The sequence below is a fragment of the Roseburia sp. 1XD42-34 genome, assembly GCF_009917385.1.
Taxonomy (GTDB): Bacteria; Bacillota; Bacilli; order Bacillales; family Amphibacillaceae; genus Virgibacillus.
Map to the genome: position 1 here is coordinate 53,488 of NZ_QWLJ01000014.1, position 18,339 is coordinate 71,826.

An 18,339-nucleotide genomic window follows, 5' to 3' on the forward strand; every position below is an offset into this window, starting at 1 on the left:
TTATTTCGTAACTACTCTAATTAACTCTCCTGCGCTTGGGTTGTGCTTTATTTTTTACGGCGCTTTGGATATACAGAAATAATGAAAAAAAGAAACAGCAATGAATAAGCACAGAACAGAAACAAAAAACGGTCTTGGATGGAAAAAAAGATTCCGATAAGTGCATATAATAGAAAAGGTATCGTTGTTGTAAAAACAGTCATTTTCCATAGAATAGCAAATTTTAATTTTCGGTCCATACCTTTTGCCAGAAGTGTTCCAATTCCAGCAATAATAGATAACAGTACAAATACCATGATAGTTAAAGGTAAATAATGAAAGATAAAATAGTAAATAATCTTAAAGAAAAGGTTTAATTGTTCAGCCACTCCACCACCAGTCCGTACATACTGCATAAAGGAAGGAATGGATACAAGTAAGTTGAGAAACAACATGTAGATGATCGCGATATCCATCCCAATACGATTAAGCTGGAATATTGCGTTCTTTTTAGGCAATTTAATACTATGAGCAAATGCGTGAAAAAATACCATTACCGTCATCCTTATCCTTATTTCTACATCTATTATAGTAGAAATAAAGAATAATTGCCTAGTTATCGGATTGAAAAGAAATAATATCTTAATAAATAGACGTGTTTGTTACGTTCTTTACTCAAAATAAAGATGAATTTCTATATTTATAAAGATTATCTCTCAATAAATGGATGATGTATACAATAAGATACCATCCAATTTTCAATCACTTCTTCGATGCCGATGCTCTTTAACATGAGGCTTGCAAAAAAGATCTAATTTTGTTTCTGATCAAGGGGTCTTTATTAAAATAAGCAATCTTATGAAAGTTCCTATGATATATTATTACCCGGGAAATATTTTTTCTATGCTTTTCGACAACTATTCAAGTCGAAAACATGTTATCATATTAGAATGGAATAGTAACAACCTAAGGTAGATGAGGTGCAAAATGAATCAATCAAAAAAACAAGTAGACGGGGCTATGTTAACCGCTCTATTCATTATTATATTATTAACGGGAATCTTTATTCCCTATTTAACCCCCATCACTATCTTTATGCTACCACTTCCATTCGTTATGTATACAGCAAGACATGGTTGGAAGCCAGCTTTAATAATGGCTGTTGCAGCTATTATTTTGTCAACACTGCTGGGAACGATTGTTACATTGCCGCTTGCTGTTCCTGCAGTAATTGGTGGTATAATGATTGGTGAAGCAATTCATAAGAACATATCTGCTTATGAAACTTGGGCAAGAGGAACATTCGGGTATATCATTGGACTATTATTTGCTTTTGTGTTTGTTCAGCTTATTCTACAAGTAAATATAGTCGAAGAGTTTCAACAAGTGATGGACGAATCCTTAGCGATGTCAACAAGCATTATGGAGCAGTTTGGTAATCCAGAACAAGCAGATGCAGTTAAGGAAACGATGGAGCAAGTTTTAGAAGGACTGACTAACTTACTTCCGTTTTATCTTCTAATAGCGTCGGTTTTCCAAGCATTAATTAGCCAATGGATTTCTTATAAAGTGATGAATCGGATAGAAAAAAGGGAACTACGCTTTCCACCCTTTAGATCATTACGTTTTCCTTCCAGCACCTTGTTCATTTATCTTTTTGTTCTCCTAGCAGCTTTTATGATTACAGACACAGATAGTGGAACATTAGTAATGGCTATTCAAAATTTGCTAGTCATTGCACAAATGGTTTTGACGATTCAAGGATTTTCCTTTTTATTTTTCTATACCCATTATAAAAAAATGTCAAAAGCATTTCCGATTATATGTGTCGTCATTGTATTTCTAATGCCAACATTTATGTTTATCATTCGATTTATTGGTATTCTTGATATCGGAATGAATTTAAGGGAACGGCTGGGAAAGAAATAACGATATTACAACAAAAGTGAATAAGTTCCTTTTAGTGGCAAACCGTTATTGTGAAAGGATATATGAAGAAATATAAAAATAAGTGTTGCACAGTAGGAGCTGAATGTGATGCCCGATAAGCAGAAAAAGCTGACACTACGAAATCATGTATGGTTTATTTATGCATTATCCATCATTTTGTTGGTGTTTATTTGGTATTTTCAATGGGTGCTGGGAATGATTATGACTGTATTATTAGCTATGTCGTTATATTACAGCATTCGTTCTGAGCAAGCTTTGCAGGATCAGGCAGAAAAGTATATCACAACATTATCATATCGAGTTAAAAAGGTCGGCGAAGAAGCATTATTGGAAATGCCATTTGGAATTATCTTATATAATGATGATTTTAAAATTGAATGGGCAAACCCATACATGCACCGTTTTGATGATGGCAGTTTAGTCGGCGATTCGCTGCATAAATTATCAGAGGATTTAATTCCAATGATTAAAGAAAACAAAGAAAAAATTTGGTTTGAATTACAAGGTTTTGTGTTTGAGACCGTCGTCAAAAAGGAAGAACGTCTGCTTTATTTATTTGATCGCACGGAACAATCAGAATTACAAGCGCAATATCGTAATGAACAAACTATACTTGGGTTTATTTTTCTTGACAATTATGAAGAAATTACCCAAAACATGGATGATACAAATAAAAGCAAGCTGAATTCGCAGGTTACTTCGGTATTAAATCAGTGGTCCAAGCATCATGGACTTTATTTAAAACGAACTTCCCAGGAGCGCTTTTTGGCGGTTGGGACAAAGCAAATATTGGCAAATTTAGAGAAAGCAAAATTTGAAATTTTAGATGAAGTACGTGGATTAAGTGGAGAACGCAACACTCCTGTCACACTAAGTATAGGGATTGGCGCTGGTGACGTTGATCTACCCACCCTTGGTGAATTAGCGCAATCCAGCCTTGACCTTGCATTAGGGCGAGGTGGCGATCAAGTAGCTATTAAAGACGAATCTGGAAAAGTTCGTTTTTATGGTGGGAAAACAAACCCAATGGAAAAGAGAACGAGAGTGAGAGCAAGAGTGATCTCCCATGCTTTAAAAGAGTTAATCCGAGCAAGTGATAATGTGATAATAATGGGACATAAATCCCCAGATATGGATTCGATAGGTGCTGCCATTGGGATCTTAAACATTGCGCTTGCAAATGATGTAGAAGGGTATATTGTTTTTGATCCAAACGATATTGATACAGGGGTATATCGTTTAGTCGATAAAATTAAGGAAGATGAGGAAATTTGGCAGTATTTTGTTGAACCGGATGAGGCGCAGTCGATTGTAAATAACCGTAGTTTAGTAGTTGTTGTCGATACACACCGTCCATCTATGGTTGCGAGTGAAGCTCTGCTGCAAAAAACGGACTATAAAGTAGTAATTGACCACCACCGTCGTGGCGAAGATTTTATTGATAATCCGACTTTAGTCTATATGGAACCATATGCTTCTTCTACTGCTGAATTAGTGACGGAGCTACTGGAGTATCAACCGAAAAAGCTAAAATTGCGTATGCTGGAAGCGACGGCTTTATTAGCTGGGATTATTGTTGATACGAAAAGCTTTACATTACGAACAGGTTCAAGAACATTTGATGCTGCATCTTATTTACGTGCGAAGGGAGCAGATACCGTACTTGTTCAAGAACTGTTGAAAGAGGATATCGATGTATACGTGGAGCGAAGTAAATTAATTGAACGAGCAGAATTGTATCGTAACCAAATTGCGATAGCGAAGGCAAAGGAAGGGCAAGTGCATGGTCCTGTACTCATTGCTCAGACAGCCGACATTTTATTAACCATGAGTGGGATAGCTGCCTCTTTCGTTATTTCGGAGCGTAAGGATGGCAGAATAGGGATTAGCGCGCGTTCATTAGGAGATATTAATGTTCAAGTTATTATGGAAAAAATGAATGGTGGCGGTCATTTAACCAATGCCGCAACACAAATGGAAGATACAACGATTGATGAAGCGGAACAGTTATTAAAAGAGATATTAGATGAATATTATGAGGGGAGCGAAACAGAATGAAAGTGATATTTCTTAAAGATGTAAAAGGAAAAGGGAAAAAAGGCGATGTGAAAAATGTTTCCGATGGTTATGCACGTAATTATTTGTTGAAAAATAACTTAGCTCAGGAAGCGACACCTGCAAATTTAAAAGCTTTAGAAGCAAAGAAGAAAAAACAGAAGCAATTAGAACAGGAAGAAAAAGAAGAAGCGATCCAATTAAAAGACAAACTGGCTGATTTAACTGTAGAATTAACTGCTAAATCAGGTGACGGTGGTCGTTTGTTTGGTTCGATTACAAGCAAACAGATCTCGGAGGCATTAGAAAAAAATTATGGCTATAAGATTGACAAACGAAAAATTGAGTTAGAATCACCAATCAGGTCTTTAGGCTATACGAATGTACCAGTAAAGCTGCACCCTGAAGTATCTGGTTCGATAAAAGTACATGTTACTGAAAAATAATCACTTTAGCTTGCAACAACATTGCCAACTTATTGAAAATCCCTTAATAAGGAAGCACAAATGCCCTCATTTGTGCTTCTCTATTGCTATCTGTACTAAAGGGGGGACTACGCATGACTAACCAGATAGATCGCACCCCGCCACATAATCTGGAAGCGGAACAATCCATTATTGGAGCCATATTTATTGATCCAGAAGCATTTACTACAGCTTCTGAAATACTACTTCCAGATGATTTCTATAAAGCCGGGCATCAACGTATTTTTTCCAGTATGATGGCATTATCTGATCGAGGCGAGCCTATAGACGTTGTAACCGTGACGGCTTATTTACACAATGCCAATCAATTAGATGAGGTAGGCGGGGTTCAATATCTATCGCAAGTAGCAGAGAGTGTGCCGACCTCAGCAAATATTGGTTATTATTGCCGTATTGTAGAAGAAAAGGCATTACTGCGGAGATTAATTCGTTCGGCTACAGATATTGTAACGTCAAGTTTTGAACGGCAGGATGAAGTAGAGGATGTATTAAACGAAGCTGAAAAAACAATACTTGATGTCTCTGGTAAAAAAAATTCCGGTGCATTTAAAAATATTAAAGATGTTTTAATTGAAGTATACGATAAGATTGAACAGTTGCACCATCAAAGCGGTGATGTAACAGGAATTCCTACAGGGTTCCGCGATTTAGATCGAATTACTTCTGGCTTTCAGCGTAATGACTTAATCATTATTGCTGCACGTCCTTCTGTAGGAAAAACAGCCTTTGCATTGAATGTAGCTCAGAATGTAGCCGTAAACACAGATGAGAATGTAGCTATTTTTAGTTTAGAGATGGGAGCAGATCAGCTTGTACAACGGATGCTTTGTGCTGAAGGAAATATTGACGCACAACGTCTTCGTAACGGACAATTACAAGCGGATGACTGGAGTAAACTGACGATGGCAATGGGGAGTTTATCCAATGCGGGAATTTATATTGATGATACGCCGGGTATACGGGTTGCCGATATTCGATCCAAATGTCGAAGGCTAAAGCAGGAGCATGGTTTAGGAATGATATTAATCGATTATTTACAACTTATTCAAGGGAGCATAAATTCCAAAGAAAACAGGCAACAAGAGGTATCAGAAATATCTCGTTCCTTAAAAGGTCTAGCAAGGGAATTAAATGTTCCATTGATTGCTTTATCACAGCTTTCTCGTGGAGTAGAGTCAAGACAGGACAAACGTCCAATGATGTCTGACTTGCGTGAATCCGGAAGTATTGAACAGGATGCGGATATTGTCGGATTTTTATATCGTGATGACTATTATGATTCGGAATCCGAAAAACAAAATATAATTGAGATTATTATTTCCAAACAACGTAACGGTCCTGTAGGTACAGTCGATTTAGCGTTTGTGAAAGAGTATAATAAATTCGTTGATTTGGATCATCGTTATTCAGATAGCGATATTCCTCCAGCATAGTAGAGCAGCCTTTATATAAGGCTGTTTTTTATAAGATAAGAAAATATAAAAATTGTTGCTTTGGGGATACAGACTTAACGGAATAGCCACGCCCGGCTTAAGCGCCCAGCAACTAGGCGACTTCACGAAATCGCCTTCCGATAAGTCATCATTGGGCGTATCAATTACCATGATTCCTAAAACTTTAGTTGCTACGTTGCTAAATGCGCGCCCTGCGCCTTTGTTCGTTACATATAAACAGAAATAGGTATTCCGCTTGCAGTGGTATATATTTATCCTACTGGAAGCTAGGATTTCTCCACCCAGTGCTATGCGGGATAGAATGGCTAATATTTGATAAACTATATGTAAAGATTTATTTTTAAAACGAATGATAAAACTGTTTTTTAAAATAACGTTCGTGTTTTGCGTTGACTGGCTCGTAAATTATTGATAAAATATGTCTTGTGATAAAACAAAGGCAAATAATCACAGATTAAACTCAGTGGAGGTGCGCTATGTCCTCGGTAGTAGTAGTTGGAACGCAATGGGGCGATGAAGGGAAAGGAAAGATTACTGATTTTTTATCGCAAAATGCAGAAGTTGTTGCTCGTTATCAAGGCGGAAACAATGCTGGTCATACCATTAAATTTGATGAGATTACGTATAAACTACATTTAATTCCATCTGGCATATTTTTCAAAGAAAAAACATGCGTATTAGGAAATGGAATGGTTATTGATCCAAAGGCATTTGTGGAGGAAGTAGCCTATTTACATGAACGAAATGTGGCGACAGATAACTTACGAATCAGTAATCGGGCCCATGTCATTCTTCCTTATCATTTAAAGCTGGATATTTTACAAGAAGAAGAAAAAGGCGACAATAAGATTGGGACTACGAAAAAAGGTATTGGACCTGCTTATATGGACAAAGCTGCACGTTGCGGTATTCGCATTGCTGATTTAATGAATAAAGATATCTTTCGCAAAAAGCTGAAACAGAACTTACAAGAGAAGAACCGCCTGTTTGAAAAGGTTTATGAAGTTGTTCCCATGCAAGTAGAGGATATACTAGACGAGTATTATGCCTATGGACAGCAAATGGCACCGTATGTGTGTGATACATCCGTTGTACTTAATAATGCATTAGATGATGGACGACGTGTCTTATTTGAAGGTGCACAAGGCGTGATGCTTGATATTGATCAAGGAACGTACCCATTTGTCACCTCTTCTAATCCGATTGCTGGTGGAGTAACAATAGGGTCAGGAGTTGGGCCGACGAAAATTAATCACGTAGTTGGTGTTTCCAAAGCATACACAACCCGAGTTGGGGATGGGCCTTTTCCAACAGAACTGCATGATGAGATAGGGGATCAAATTCGGGAAATAGGACGAGAGTATGGTACAACAACAGGACGTGCCCGCCGTGTTGGTTGGTTTGATAGTGTAGTTGTTCGTCATGCCCGTCGCGTTAGTGGGATTACCGACCTATCCTTAAACTCCATCGATGTGCTAACTGGAATTAAAACATTAAAAATTGGTGTTGCTTATCGCTATAAAGGCGAAACTATATATGATTTTCCGGCAAGTTTAACGGTATTAGCGGAATGTGAACCAGTGTATGAAGAAATGCCTGGTTGGACGGAAGATATTACAGGCGTGAAAAGTTTGCATGAATTACCTGCAAATGCAAGGCATTATCTGGAGCGTATCTCTCAATTAACTGGAATTCCTCTTTCCATATTTTCTGTTGGTCCAGATCGTTCCCAAACAAATGTAGTGCGAAGCGTATATAGTTAATGTATATAATAAAGGCGGATAAAGTATCTAAACAAGCACAGAAATTTAATCACTAACTTCTGTGCTTGTTTAGCATGAACAGATTTTCGCCTCATGCCCACACTTTCTCATATGAAATCTGTAAAATCCTCTTGCTCATTTTCAGTCGTATTTAAATAAAAACCAAATAGGTTTGAACGCAAAGTAGTTTCTAATATTTCCTCCAACTTATGTGGAAAGTTTCTCACCAAAATAGTAGAAGCATATTAAACAGAAAACAGCATATTATGTACAGATTGATAGCTTTTTTATTTACTAATCGGTGCGAAAAGGAGGGAAAGAGATCGCTTTATTCTAAAGAAATAATCAATCTTTATAATAAAATTATTACGATACAGGATTCTTTTCCTAAGATTTATCCCACCTTACATCAGCAGTTTAGTGCAGAAAACTTACTTGCTTTTATGGAGCTGAAAAACAATATAAAGCAGGCGATGATGCATTATTTAAAAGAAAAGGGTCTCCATTTGGCTTATATTGATTACATTATTAAAGGATTATTTAACACTTGTCAGAATTTAAACAACGGACGATTAACGCTATCTACTCCCTCCACTGAATTATATACACAAGCAATAAGAAGAAAGCATTCAACCTTTCATACCAACCAAAACCTATCACCAGAAATTATGGTAACATTGGACATTTCTTTAATTAGCGCTCCAACAGTAATTAGGGAGTTTTTATTAAATGGCATGACAATTGCTAGAATTAATTGCGCATATGGTGATCAGAATGACTGGCTAAATTTAATAAAAACTGTACGCCAAGTCGAGAGGGACTTGGCATGTAGTGGGATAAATTTGCCCAAATGTAAAATCTATATGGATTTAGCTGGACCTAAAATTAGGGTTGGTCCGATTCAAAAAATAACGTATCCGTTTAAAATAAAAATTAAAAAAGATCGTTTTGGAAGACCACTACATGTTAAAAAAGGATTGCTTCAGCATAGCAAGATTCCCGATGATGAACGGACAGAATCCTATGATTTTATTCTTCCAATTCATGTAGATAAAGGTGAATTACCATGTCGCATTGGGGAGCCGTTGCAATTTTTGGATGCGCAACAGAAAAAGCGCTCGTTTAAAATTGTTGGGATTAAAAAGTACGGTTATGTTGTAATAATTGAAGAAACAAGTTATGTTTTAGAAGGAAGTAAAATTACTCATTCACCTTCTAAGAAGAAATGTTTTGTAGGCGAATTAGAGAAAAGTGTAGCAGATATTTATGTAAAAAAAGGGGATCAATTAAAAATAAATTTATTACCAGGTAGCCAAGGTATTCCAGCTTCAACTAATCAACAAGCAGAAATAGCTATTTCCCATCCAACTGTTTTTTCAAATGTTACGTATGGAGATAATATTTATATCGATGATGGGAAAATTCATGGTATTGTAACCGAAATTTACGAAACTTATATTATTATGGATGTCCTCGCTCCCAAGGAAAGCAGGAAAATTAATGAAAATAAAGGAGTAAACCTTCCTGATGCAACGATACGTTTACCATCCTTAACCCCTAAGGATCTCCAAGACTTGGAGTTTGTTCAAAGCCATGCCGATATGGTTGGACTTTCTTTTGTTCATTACCCAGAAGATTTGAAAAAATTACGTTTGCTTATCCCTGAGGAGAAAAAAGCGTCCTTAACCATTGTCGCAAAAATAGAAACAAAAGCAGCAGTAAATCATTTTTCAAATATTTTATTAGAAGGACTTCACTTCCCTAAATTTGCAGTCATGTTAGCAAGAGGTGATTTAGCAATAGAAGTAGGGTTTGAAAAGCTTTCACTCATTCAACAGGAAATGTTATCTATGTGTCAAGCCGCTCACGTTCCAATTATTTTAGCTACTCAAGTTCTTGATTCACTTGCAAAGAAAGGATTTCATTCTCGTGCTGAATTAGCTGATATTATATTAGGAAGTTCATTCGATTGCATCATGCTTAATAAAGGCTCATATGTAGCCGAAGCAGTAGATTTTTTAAATGAAACGCTTCGCTTTATTGTAAAAAAACACCAGTATAATCAAATGATCGTGCGTAAGCAGAACGTAAACCAATAATTTGCTAAATATCATATGGAGCTTACTGTTTGGACAAAATAAACTAAAAAACTCGTGGTGTAAGTTAAAGCTAGACGCCTACGCAAAGGCAAAAACTTACACCTACGGCTAAATATGAGATTAGAAGTAATTATACTCTAATCATGTTCTATGAAATTTAAATTTATCCTTCAAAAATTTACTTGGTCAATCACATCAGGGTCGTAATTATTCGTAGAATTAGTTCGGCTCATGATCCTTAAAAAATCCCCTGTATTCAATGATCCATCTCCAGCGCTTGTTTTACTCATGTCTGTTGGGGATAATTGATATACATCTCCTACATTTACAATTGTATCTGCTCCAACCCTAACTACTTTAACTGCGCCAACGATAGATGGCATATTACTTCCTCCTAAAGTAACTTTTAAGTTTATTTCTTTATAATACGAAAACCTCTTATTACCATTCTCTTTAACGGTTATTCCGCTAAAATTAAGTTAACACTAAATTTGTAACAGAATCAATTTGATAAGTTGGTATATAATAATTTCCTTGGTAGGAAACTTGTTAGTCTCCACTTATTGCTGAAGAGACAAAGTAGAGCTGAGACAGACAGATACCATCAAGTTATTCTGTATCATACCATGTAGGTAGAAGTTTTATTCATCACTAGCCGAAAGCAAAACGCATGCTTTATATTGACGGATTGTTAATTACCAAGGACCGTAGTAACCAGGTCCATAACCATAATATCCAGGTCCATATCCGTAATATCCATAAAATGGTGGTCTAATGAGAGAGGCACCTAACAGCCCTCCTGCTATTCCGCCTAAAAATGGAGCACCAAAAAACGGTCTACCAAACCCGAAAAACGGTCTACCAAACCCAAACCCCCACGGTCGGATTAATCTCTCATCAGCTACCATTTCATTTGTTGCCAATTGATTATGGTATGCCTCGTCGTTATGATTCATTTCATGATAATTTACATCTTGATATTGTGGATAATCCATCACTTTACCTCCTCTTCTTTATACGATATGGATATGCACCTATACGGAAAGTGATTGGGCTTTATACCTAAATTGCTTATTTTACAATTGCTTTTAAAAAAACATAACGGCAGCTTTTACAATCTACGATTACTTAAATGCTGCTTTCAAACTCTAGGATTCGATAAAAGTGGTGATAAAGAATCGATGTTAGCACACTTAAGGCACAGTTTATTCCTTTCAGTATGACAAGTAATAGCCTATAGTATAAAGCAGAAGACTTTATTTATGGGAATTTATTCTAAGTTGTATAACAAGGACGTCTCTTGAATCCGTTCTTTTTCTAGTATAAAATTGAAGTGTTAGATAACAGTCCAAGTAATAGTCAACGAGAAACTCCATATTTAACTGCAGCAATTATTTTCCGCTAAATTTATGTAGTAACTTTACTTTCCACTTTAGCTAGTAAAAAGACATTTATGACGTAGTACGATAAGATAGATATATTGGAATAAAAGAAGGATGTGGCAAAGATGGGTCAAAAAATATTAGTTGTGGACGATGAACAGCCAATTGCAGATATATTGAAATTCAATTTGGAAAAAGAAGGGTATGAAGTTGTTGTAGCTTACGATGGAGATGAGGCCATTAAGTTAGCGACAGAGGAAAACCCTGATTTAGTTCTATTAGATATTATGTTACCAAATAAAGATGGCAATGAAGTTTGCCGAGAAATACGAAAAACACAAACAATGCCAATTATTATGCTGACTGCGAAAGATTCGGAGATTGACAAAGTACTTGGACTGGAACTTGGAGCAGACGACTATGTAACGAAGCCATTTAGCAATCGGGAATTAATTGCCCGTGTAAAAGCAAATTTGCGCAGGCAGCAGGTTGTACCTGAGGATACAACGAAGGCTTCTAAGGATATTGAGATTGGCTCATTAGTTATTCATCCGGATGCTTATGTTGTCTCTCGTAATGGTGAACAGATTGAACTAACACATCGTGAATTTGAATTGTTGCATTATCTTGCTCGTCATATGGGACAAGTTATGACACGTGAGCATTTGTTGGAAACCGTATGGGGATATGACTACTTTGGTGATGTCCGTACAGTGGATGTTACGGTACGAAGGCTACGTGAGAAAATTGAAGAAACTCCAAGTAACCCCATGTGGATCGTTACACGTCGTGGGGTAGGTTATTATTTGCGAAATCCTGATCAGGAGTAGGTTTATTACATGAAAAAAGTCGGTTTTTTCCGTTCTATTCAGCTAAAGTTTATTATTATTTATATTTTGTTATTGCTGGTAGCTATTCAGGTTATCGGCTCCTTTTTTACGACTGAACTGGAAAAGAATTTAGTGAACAGCTTTGAAGGCTCAATTGGGTCACGGGTGGAATTACTTAGCTACAATTTGGAGAAAGCATTTAATCGGGAACGTGATGAAAATAACCCAAATGAACCAACATTGGAAGAAGAAATTCAAAGCATTGTAGCAGAAATAGATGCACAGGATATTACGAGCCTGCAGGTTGTCAATAATCAAAGTAAAGTAGTGGCAACAAATGACTACAATTCTCGCGATGAAGTTGGGAAAAAAACAACGCGAGGGATTATTCAGCGAACCCTGACAACCAATTCAACAGAAGAAAATAAAAATGTAAAAGGAAATGATCGGTTTTATGTGCTTGCTCATCCCATTGTCGATGAAAAAAACAGGGATATTGTTTTAGGAGTTATTTATTTAGAAGCATCTTTAGAACCAGTGTATGATCAATTAATGAGCATTAACGAGATCTTTTTTCAAGGATCCGTATTAGCCATTACGGTATCTGCTTTTATCGGTATCCTAGTCGCAAGAACAATTACGAAACCGATAATTGAAATGCGCCGTCAAGCTCAGAAAATGGCTAGAGGTGATTTTACTCAAAAGGTTAACGTATACGGATGGGATGAAATCGGTCATCTAGCTGAAACATTTAACGATTTAAATAGTCAATTAAAACACTCCTATGCAACGATCGAAGAAGAACGGAGGAAGCTGAGTTCTGTTTTATCCAATATGTCGGATGGTGTTGTTGCAACAGATAGCTCTGGAGCCATTACGTTAATGAATGAGGCGGCAGGGCGATTAATTGGTCATAATCCAGATGATGTGATCGGCTTGTTTTTATTAGATGTATTACATTTAGAAGAAAAAGTTGTTGATATCTCCGAAATACACAATAGTGGTTCCATGATTATTGACTTTGGGGATGATGAAGAGGACTTCATTATCCGAGCCAATTTTTCTACTGTACTAGATGAGGAAGGGGAAATTACCGGATTTATTACAGTTATCAGTGATGTAACCGAACAGGAAAAGGTGGAAGCAGAGCGGAGAGAATTTGTATCGAATGTATCGCATGAGCTTAGGACGCCGCTTACAACAATGAAAAGCTATGTCGAAGCTTTAAATGATGGGGCTTGGGAAGATAAAGAAATTGCACCTAAATTTCTGAATGTAGTTCATAATGAGACCGAGCGAATGATCCGCATGGTCAATGATTTGCTACAGCTTTCTAAGATGGATGCGAAAGAATATCCACTGCTTAAGGAACGCGTTGAATTTGTAAGTTATTATCATCAAATTATTGACCGATTTGAAATGCAAATACCAAAGGGGATTCATTTGCAGCGAGAGTTGCCAAATGGTAGCTATTATGTGTGGATGGATAAGGATAAGATGACGCAGGTACTCGATAATATCATTACCAATGCGATCAAATATTCTCCTGAAGGTGGTACCATTAAGTTAAAAGCAGAATATAGACGCCACCATCTTTTAATCAGTATCCAAGATCAGGGAATGGGTATTGCTTATGATAAATTGGAAAAGATATTTGAACGCTTTTATCGTGCAGATAAAGCACGAACCAGAAAACTTGGTGGAACAGGACTTGGATTAGCCATTGCTAAAGAACTTGTGGAAGCACACCATGGTCAAATTTGGGCGACAAGCAAAGAAGGTAAAGGAACAGTGGTTTACTTTACGCTTCCGCTTATGAATCAGAAGCGGAGAGGTGCATAATCATAATGAAGTTAGAAACGTTTAAATCCATTATATTAGTCTTATTAATCGGTCTTAGTCTGTTATTGACATTTGGCTTATGGAATTATCAATCCGAATTTGAAGAACTAGAGGACTTGGAAAATGTGAGTGAAACAAGCGTTGGTGGCAAACAGATGGAAACAAAAAGCAATGTAATTGAACCAAGTTCTATTATTTTCCACGCTGGTGAACAGCATTTAGGTTATAAAAATCCGCAAAAAAATAAGCAATTTTTTCTAGATATGCAAACATGGATATTTACAGATTTTAGTGTAAGAGAGTCAAACCAAAGGCGACCTCCAAAAGGTTATGATGCAGAAATTATTTTTCCAGATGCACTTCCGATTCAAATTGCCGCCAATCTGTTTCATTTTCCAGATACGGAAGAAATTGAAGCAACTTGGTCTTTTGACCGCATTTATTTATATCTGGACAAGGATACAGCTACGATTTCTGTGCAGTTTCCATCAATAGATGGAAGACGACAAGCGAAGGCTTCCTTAAATGATTCCGTGAACTATAATAAGCTTGAGAAACTATTTGCATCTCGTGAAGGCCTCACCGAATATATATTAGTTAATGAAGATGAAAAAGAAAAAGACAGTCGGAGAATTTTCATCCCTAGTAATACAGACGGTCTACAAAAGCGTTCGCTTATTGTTAACAAAATTCCTCCAGACTTATTTGTAAGGGCGTTATTTCCTAACCTTACAAGGGTGAGTCGCTCTGATAAAGGGGATAGAGGTATTGGAGAGTTTTATTTTGCAGATAGTGAGCGGGAGATGCGGATACAGCATCATGAAACGAAACTAGAATTTTATAATCCAAACGCGGTTGGTAATCCCTCTGGTAGTGTCAATCCGGTTGAATTAATTGATCGTAGTATTTCAAGGGTGGATTCACACGATGGCTGGTTTGGGGACTATAGTTTATATGATCTAGATGCTCCTTCTAATCGTGTAATTTATCAAATGCGTTATAATGGATATCCTGTTCATAGCCGCAATGGACTTTCTTTTATTGAAATTCAATATGAAGGGCAAGACATTTATCAATATAACCGCTCGTTATTGAAGTTAAGTAATGAAGTAAACACCGAAGAAGTCGATGTTCCTTCAGGAGAAAAAGTAATCCAATATGTAACCAATGAGTTATCGGACACATGGAAAATGGAGCAGATTGAAAATATCCAATTAGGCTATGATTTTCAATATCAGACGGACAACTCCGTCATTTTAGAACCAACATGGTTTATACAAATTAATGGGGAATGGAAACGACTGTTTCCAGAAGAAGATACTTCTGCTTCGCAACAGAGGGGGGATTAAGAGATGCAGTGGAGTCAAATTAAAACCTTATTTATTTTATGCTTCTTAATCCTCAACATTTATTTATTTGTTGAGTTTATGGATAAACAAGATAGTGTTGAGTCTTACGACCGCACAAACCCAGATGATCCCACTGTGGAAGAAAAGTTGAAGCAGGAAAATATCAAGGTTACTGATAAGCACGTAGATGTGACGAAGGATACGTATATAAATATTGCTCCGAAAGAATTTACGGAAGCAGATTATCAAAAAATAGCTGCATTAAAGCAACAGGAAACGGAAGTCATTAATAAAACGCTGCTTGTATCTGTTTTTAAGAAGGCAATTCCTTTACCAAGTGACCCAGATAATGCGAATATTAGTCAACTTGTCAAGAACCATACTGCTTTTCCTGATGATTATAAGTATTATGGGTGGGACAAGGATTTAAACGTGTTGTTATTCTTTCAGAAAAAAAAAGATCGACCCATTTATTATAATCGTTACGGCTTGATGCTCGTATTTCTAAATGATGATAATGAGATGATATTTTATACACAAACCATGTTAGGAAAAGAGCAAAAACAGGGTGAACCTAGCGCACTTTATGAACCAATTAGTGCTATTGGTACTTTATTTAACCAAAATGAATTGTACCCAGAAGATAATGTCACTTCTGTAGAATATGGATACTATACACGTATTGCTTCTGATACAGGATCATCGCAAGTGTTTGCGCCAACGTATAAAATAACGGTAAATAAAGAACGGAACTATTTTGTAAATGCGGTGGAAGGCTCTGTGAGTACTGGTGATGATGCGAAATTTATTTCCGATACCATAAAAAGCTATAGGAGTTTAGTCCAACAATTAAATAATGATGTAGAATGGAAGCAGGATTTGTTAAAAGTTATGGATCGATTCGTTGTGGAAGATAGTATAGAGGATAATCGGAGTGAATTTGAATGACTTTACGTTTTAGTGTATTAGCTTCAGGTAGTACAGGTAATGCATTTTATATTGAAACAGAGCGGGAAAAATTACTCGTTGATGCTGGGTTAAGTGGAAAGCAGATGGACCAGTTATTTGCAGCGATTGACATTGATCCGCGGCAGCTTTCAGGTATTTTAGTAACCCATGAACATAGTGATCATATAAAAGGGTTGGGCATTCTTGCTCGTAAATATCAATTGCCCATTTACGCCAATGAAAAAACATGGAAAGCGATGGAAAAATCGATTGGAAAAATATCCATTGATCAAAAATTTCATTTCCATATGGATGAAGTAAAGACATTTGGTGATATGGAAGTTGCATCCTTTGGTGTATCACATGATGCGGTAGAGCCAATGTTTTATACATTTCATCATCAAGGGAAGAAAGTAGCGCTAGTAACTGATTTAGGTTATGTCTCGGATAGAATTAAGAAAACAGTTGAAGGAGCAGATGCGTATATATTTGAAGCAAATCATGATGTAGGTATGCTGCGAATGGGGAAATATCCATGGAATGTCAAACGGAGAATACTCGGGGATTCCGGGCATATTTCTAATGAAGATTGTGGACTTGCCTTAGCGGATATTATTGATAATAATACACAGCGTATCTATTTAGCGCATTTAAGTTTAGATAATAACATGCGTGATCTGGCTAGAATGTCTGTGGATCAAGTTTTACAAGAACGTGGGATAGCCATGGATTTATTAGATACGTATCATGATAAGCCTACGCCACTTTTTGAGGTAAGTTGATAAATTTGGTTATTTTTAAACGCAATCGGGAAATACTAAGAGCAATCATTTGTCAATTAAGCAGAAGTTAATTTTTTTTCGTAATGGATAAATTTAAAGGAGTAGGTATATGGGATATTATGATCAGCACTATCCACCGAATCCGAAAAAGAAAAAGAGAAGCTGGCTGGTACCATTGCTGCTTGGTGCAATTCTTGGTGTTTTACTTGTAACGGTAGCACTTCCTGCACTTGTAGATACTGGGGTTTTGTCAAATTCACAGCGACAAAATAATCAACGTGGAATAGATAACTCACGTGGAAATAGCGGATCAACAGAAGTGGTGAATGTAGACGTATCAACGCAGATTACAGAAGTTATTGATCAAGTAGCTCCTGCAGTAGTTGGAGTAATTAATATTCAGAACCAAATTGATTTTTGGCAACAACCAGAGGGAAACAACCAGGCTGGTGAAGGTTCAGGGGTTATTTATAAGAAGGTAGATGGAACAGCGTTTGTAGTAACCAACCATCATGTGGTAGCAGATGCTGATACGGTTGAGGTTGTATTATCTGATGATACACATATTGAGGCAGAATTAGTTGGATCTGACCTTTTTTCTGATTTAGCGGTGTTAAAAATGGATGGATCTCAAGTGGACCAAGTGATCGAAATCGGTTCATCTGCAAATGTAAAAACAGGCGAGCCTGCTATTGCGATTGGAAATCCGCTTGGACTCATGTTTTCTGGATCGGTGACCCAAGGAGTAATTAGTGGAACAGAGCGAACCATTCCACAAGATTTTGATCAAGATGGTCGAGCCGATTGGCAAGCAGAAGTGATTCAAACTGATGCAGCTATTAATCCTGGTAATAGTGGTGGGGCATTAATTAATATACGTGGTCAATTGATCGGGATTAATTCCATGAAAATCAATCAAACAGCAGTAGAAGGATTAGGTTTTGCCATTCCAATTGATTCTGCTCTACCAATTATGGAAGAGTTAGAAACAGAAGGAAAAATAACTAGACCATATTTAGGAGTAGAAATTTATTCATTAGATGAAGTCCCGCAAACAGAGTGGTCTAATACATTAGATCTTCCAAAAAATATTAAAGGAGGAGTCTATGTTTGGAGCGTAGAACCGCTATCTCCTGCCGATAAAGCTGGCTTAAAGCGGTTGGATGTGATCACAGAATTAGACGGTAAACAAGTAATGAATATGATTGATCTTCGTAAAATTCTTTATCAGGAAAAAGATGTCGGTGACGATATATCTGTAACATACTATCGAGATGGTAAGAAGCAAAAGACAACCATTCAATTAGGAACTCAGAAATAAGAAGCTAGGTTGCCCACAATGTGGATAACCTAGCTTCTTAATTTTATACACAAATCCAGCTTTCCTATAGTGGATAACTTTTAAGAGTAGTTTCTTAATA

At 36.8% G+C, this 18,339-nt stretch carries 15 protein-coding genes; 12 read left to right on the plus strand and 3 right to left on the minus strand.

Going from position 1 to position 18,339, the window contains the following annotated elements; genetic code table 11:
• Positions 1–47: 47 nt before the first annotated feature.
• Positions 48–533, minus strand: a complete 486-nt coding sequence (locus tag D1839_RS10015) for a DUF1189 family protein (protein ID WP_120379760.1) — start codon at positions 531–533, stop codon at positions 48–50.
• A gap of 433 nt (positions 534–966) precedes the next feature.
• Between D1839_RS10015 and D1839_RS10020 the strand changes: the two genes are divergently transcribed.
• The 6 genes from D1839_RS10020 (at position 967) to D1839_RS10045 (ending at position 9,785) form a co-directional block, all read left to right on the plus strand.
• Positions 967–1,908 carry a YybS family protein gene (locus tag D1839_RS10020; protein ID WP_120379761.1) on the plus strand — a complete coding sequence of 314 codons (942 nt, stop codon included), beginning with the start codon at positions 967–969 and terminating at the stop codon, positions 1,906–1,908.
• Positions 1,909–2,016: 108 nt separating this feature from the next.
• Positions 2,017–3,987: a DHH family phosphoesterase gene (locus D1839_RS10025; protein WP_120379762.1), complete on the plus strand. Its 1,971-nt coding sequence runs from the start codon at positions 2,017–2,019 to the stop codon at positions 3,985–3,987.
• Entirely contained in the window at positions 3,984–4,430 is a 447-nt protein-coding gene (gene rplI, locus D1839_RS10030) for a 50S ribosomal protein L9 (protein ID WP_120379763.1), read from the plus strand. The genes D1839_RS10025 and rplI overlap by 4 nt, the downstream gene beginning before the upstream one ends.
• A 113-nt stretch (positions 4,431–4,543) precedes the next feature.
• Positions 4,544–5,902, plus strand: coding sequence for a replicative DNA helicase (dnaB, locus tag D1839_RS10035; protein WP_120379764.1), 1,359 nt, complete (start codon positions 4,544–4,546; stop codon positions 5,900–5,902).
• A 497-nt stretch (positions 5,903–6,399) separates the two neighbouring features.
• Complete coding sequence (locus tag D1839_RS10040; RefSeq protein WP_120379765.1) at positions 6,400–7,686, plus strand: adenylosuccinate synthase; 1,287 nt, start codon at positions 6,400–6,402, stop codon at positions 7,684–7,686.
• Positions 7,687–7,952: 266 nt separating this feature from the next.
• Positions 7,953–9,785: a pyruvate kinase gene (locus tag D1839_RS10045; protein WP_158589638.1), complete on the plus strand. Its 1,833-nt coding sequence runs from the start codon at positions 7,953–7,955 to the stop codon at positions 9,783–9,785.
• A 170-nt stretch (positions 9,786–9,955) separates the two neighbouring features.
• Here the strand turns inward: D1839_RS10045 and D1839_RS10050 are convergent, their stop codons facing one another.
• A complete protein-coding gene (locus D1839_RS10050; protein ID WP_120379767.1) occupies positions 9,956–10,168 on the minus strand; it encodes a spore germination protein in 213 nt (70 codons plus the stop codon).
• Between the two features lie 312 nt (positions 10,169–10,480).
• Positions 10,481–10,780: a hypothetical protein gene (locus D1839_RS10055; RefSeq protein WP_199690059.1), complete on the minus strand. Its 300-nt coding sequence runs from the start codon at positions 10,778–10,780 to the stop codon at positions 10,481–10,483.
• A 512-nt stretch (positions 10,781–11,292) separates the two neighbouring features.
• Here D1839_RS10055 and yycF point away from each other — a divergent pair.
• From yycF to D1839_RS10085, 6 genes are all read left to right on the plus strand, one after another.
• Complete coding sequence (gene yycF / locus D1839_RS10060) at positions 11,293–11,997, plus strand: response regulator YycF (RefSeq protein ID WP_120379768.1); 705 nt, start codon at positions 11,293–11,295, stop codon at positions 11,995–11,997.
• 9 nt (positions 11,998–12,006) lie between these two features.
• Positions 12,007–13,839: a cell wall metabolism sensor histidine kinase WalK gene (gene walK, locus D1839_RS10065; protein WP_120379769.1), complete on the plus strand. Its 1,833-nt coding sequence runs from the start codon at positions 12,007–12,009 to the stop codon at positions 13,837–13,839.
• 5 nt (positions 13,840–13,844) lie between these two features.
• The gene (locus D1839_RS10070; protein ID WP_120379770.1) at positions 13,845–15,188 is read left to right on the plus strand and encodes a YycH family regulatory protein; all 1,344 of its coding nucleotides are present in this window, start codon (positions 13,845–13,847) and stop codon (positions 15,186–15,188) included.
• A gap of 3 nt (positions 15,189–15,191) precedes the next feature.
• A complete protein-coding gene (locus tag D1839_RS10075) occupies positions 15,192–16,136 on the plus strand; it encodes a two-component system regulatory protein YycI (protein ID WP_120379771.1) in 945 nt (314 codons plus the stop codon).
• Complete coding sequence (locus tag D1839_RS10080; RefSeq protein WP_120379772.1) at positions 16,133–16,918, plus strand: MBL fold metallo-hydrolase; 786 nt, start codon at positions 16,133–16,135, stop codon at positions 16,916–16,918. Before D1839_RS10075 ends, D1839_RS10080 begins: the two co-directional genes overlap by 4 nt.
• Positions 16,919–17,027: 109 nt before the next feature.
• Entirely contained in the window at positions 17,028–18,239 is a 1,212-nt protein-coding gene (locus D1839_RS10085; protein ID WP_120379773.1) for a S1C family serine protease, read from the plus strand.
• Positions 18,240–18,339 lie beyond the last annotated feature (100 nt).

Coding starts and splice junctions, on each gene's coding strand:
- yycF (WP_120379768.1), top strand. CDS start 11,293: ATGGGTCAAAAAATATTAGTTGTGGACGATGAACAGCCAATTGCAGAT.
- D1839_RS10015 (WP_120379760.1), bottom strand. CDS start 533: ATGGTATTTTTTCACGCATTTGCTCATAGTATTAAATTGCCTAAAAAG.
- D1839_RS10080 (WP_120379772.1), top strand. CDS start 16,133: ATGACTTTACGTTTTAGTGTATTAGCTTCAGGTAGTACAGGTAATGCA.
- walK (WP_120379769.1), top strand. CDS start 12,007: ATGAAAAAAGTCGGTTTTTTCCGTTCTATTCAGCTAAAGTTTATTATT.
- D1839_RS10020 (WP_120379761.1), top strand. CDS start 967: ATGAATCAATCAAAAAAACAAGTAGACGGGGCTATGTTAACCGCTCTA.
- D1839_RS10075 (WP_120379771.1), top strand. CDS start 15,192: ATGCAGTGGAGTCAAATTAAAACCTTATTTATTTTATGCTTCTTAATC.
- D1839_RS10025 (WP_120379762.1), top strand. CDS start 2,017: ATGCCCGATAAGCAGAAAAAGCTGACACTACGAAATCATGTATGGTTT.
- rplI (WP_120379763.1), top strand. CDS start 3,984: ATGAAAGTGATATTTCTTAAAGATGTAAAAGGAAAAGGGAAAAAAGGC.
- D1839_RS10050 (WP_120379767.1), bottom strand. CDS start 10,168: ATGCCATCTATCGTTGGCGCAGTTAAAGTAGTTAGGGTTGGAGCAGAT.
- dnaB (WP_120379764.1), top strand. CDS start 4,544: ATGACTAACCAGATAGATCGCACCCCGCCACATAATCTGGAAGCGGAA.
- D1839_RS10070 (WP_120379770.1), top strand. CDS start 13,845: ATGAAGTTAGAAACGTTTAAATCCATTATATTAGTCTTATTAATCGGT.
- D1839_RS10040 (WP_120379765.1), top strand. CDS start 6,400: ATGTCCTCGGTAGTAGTAGTTGGAACGCAATGGGGCGATGAAGGGAAA.
- D1839_RS10045 (WP_158589638.1), top strand. CDS start 7,953: ATGTACAGATTGATAGCTTTTTTATTTACTAATCGGTGCGAAAAGGAG.
- D1839_RS10085 (WP_120379773.1), top strand. CDS start 17,028: ATGGGATATTATGATCAGCACTATCCACCGAATCCGAAAAAGAAAAAG.
- D1839_RS10055 (WP_199690059.1), bottom strand. CDS start 10,780: ATGGATTATCCACAATATCAAGATGTAAATTATCATGAAATGAATCAT.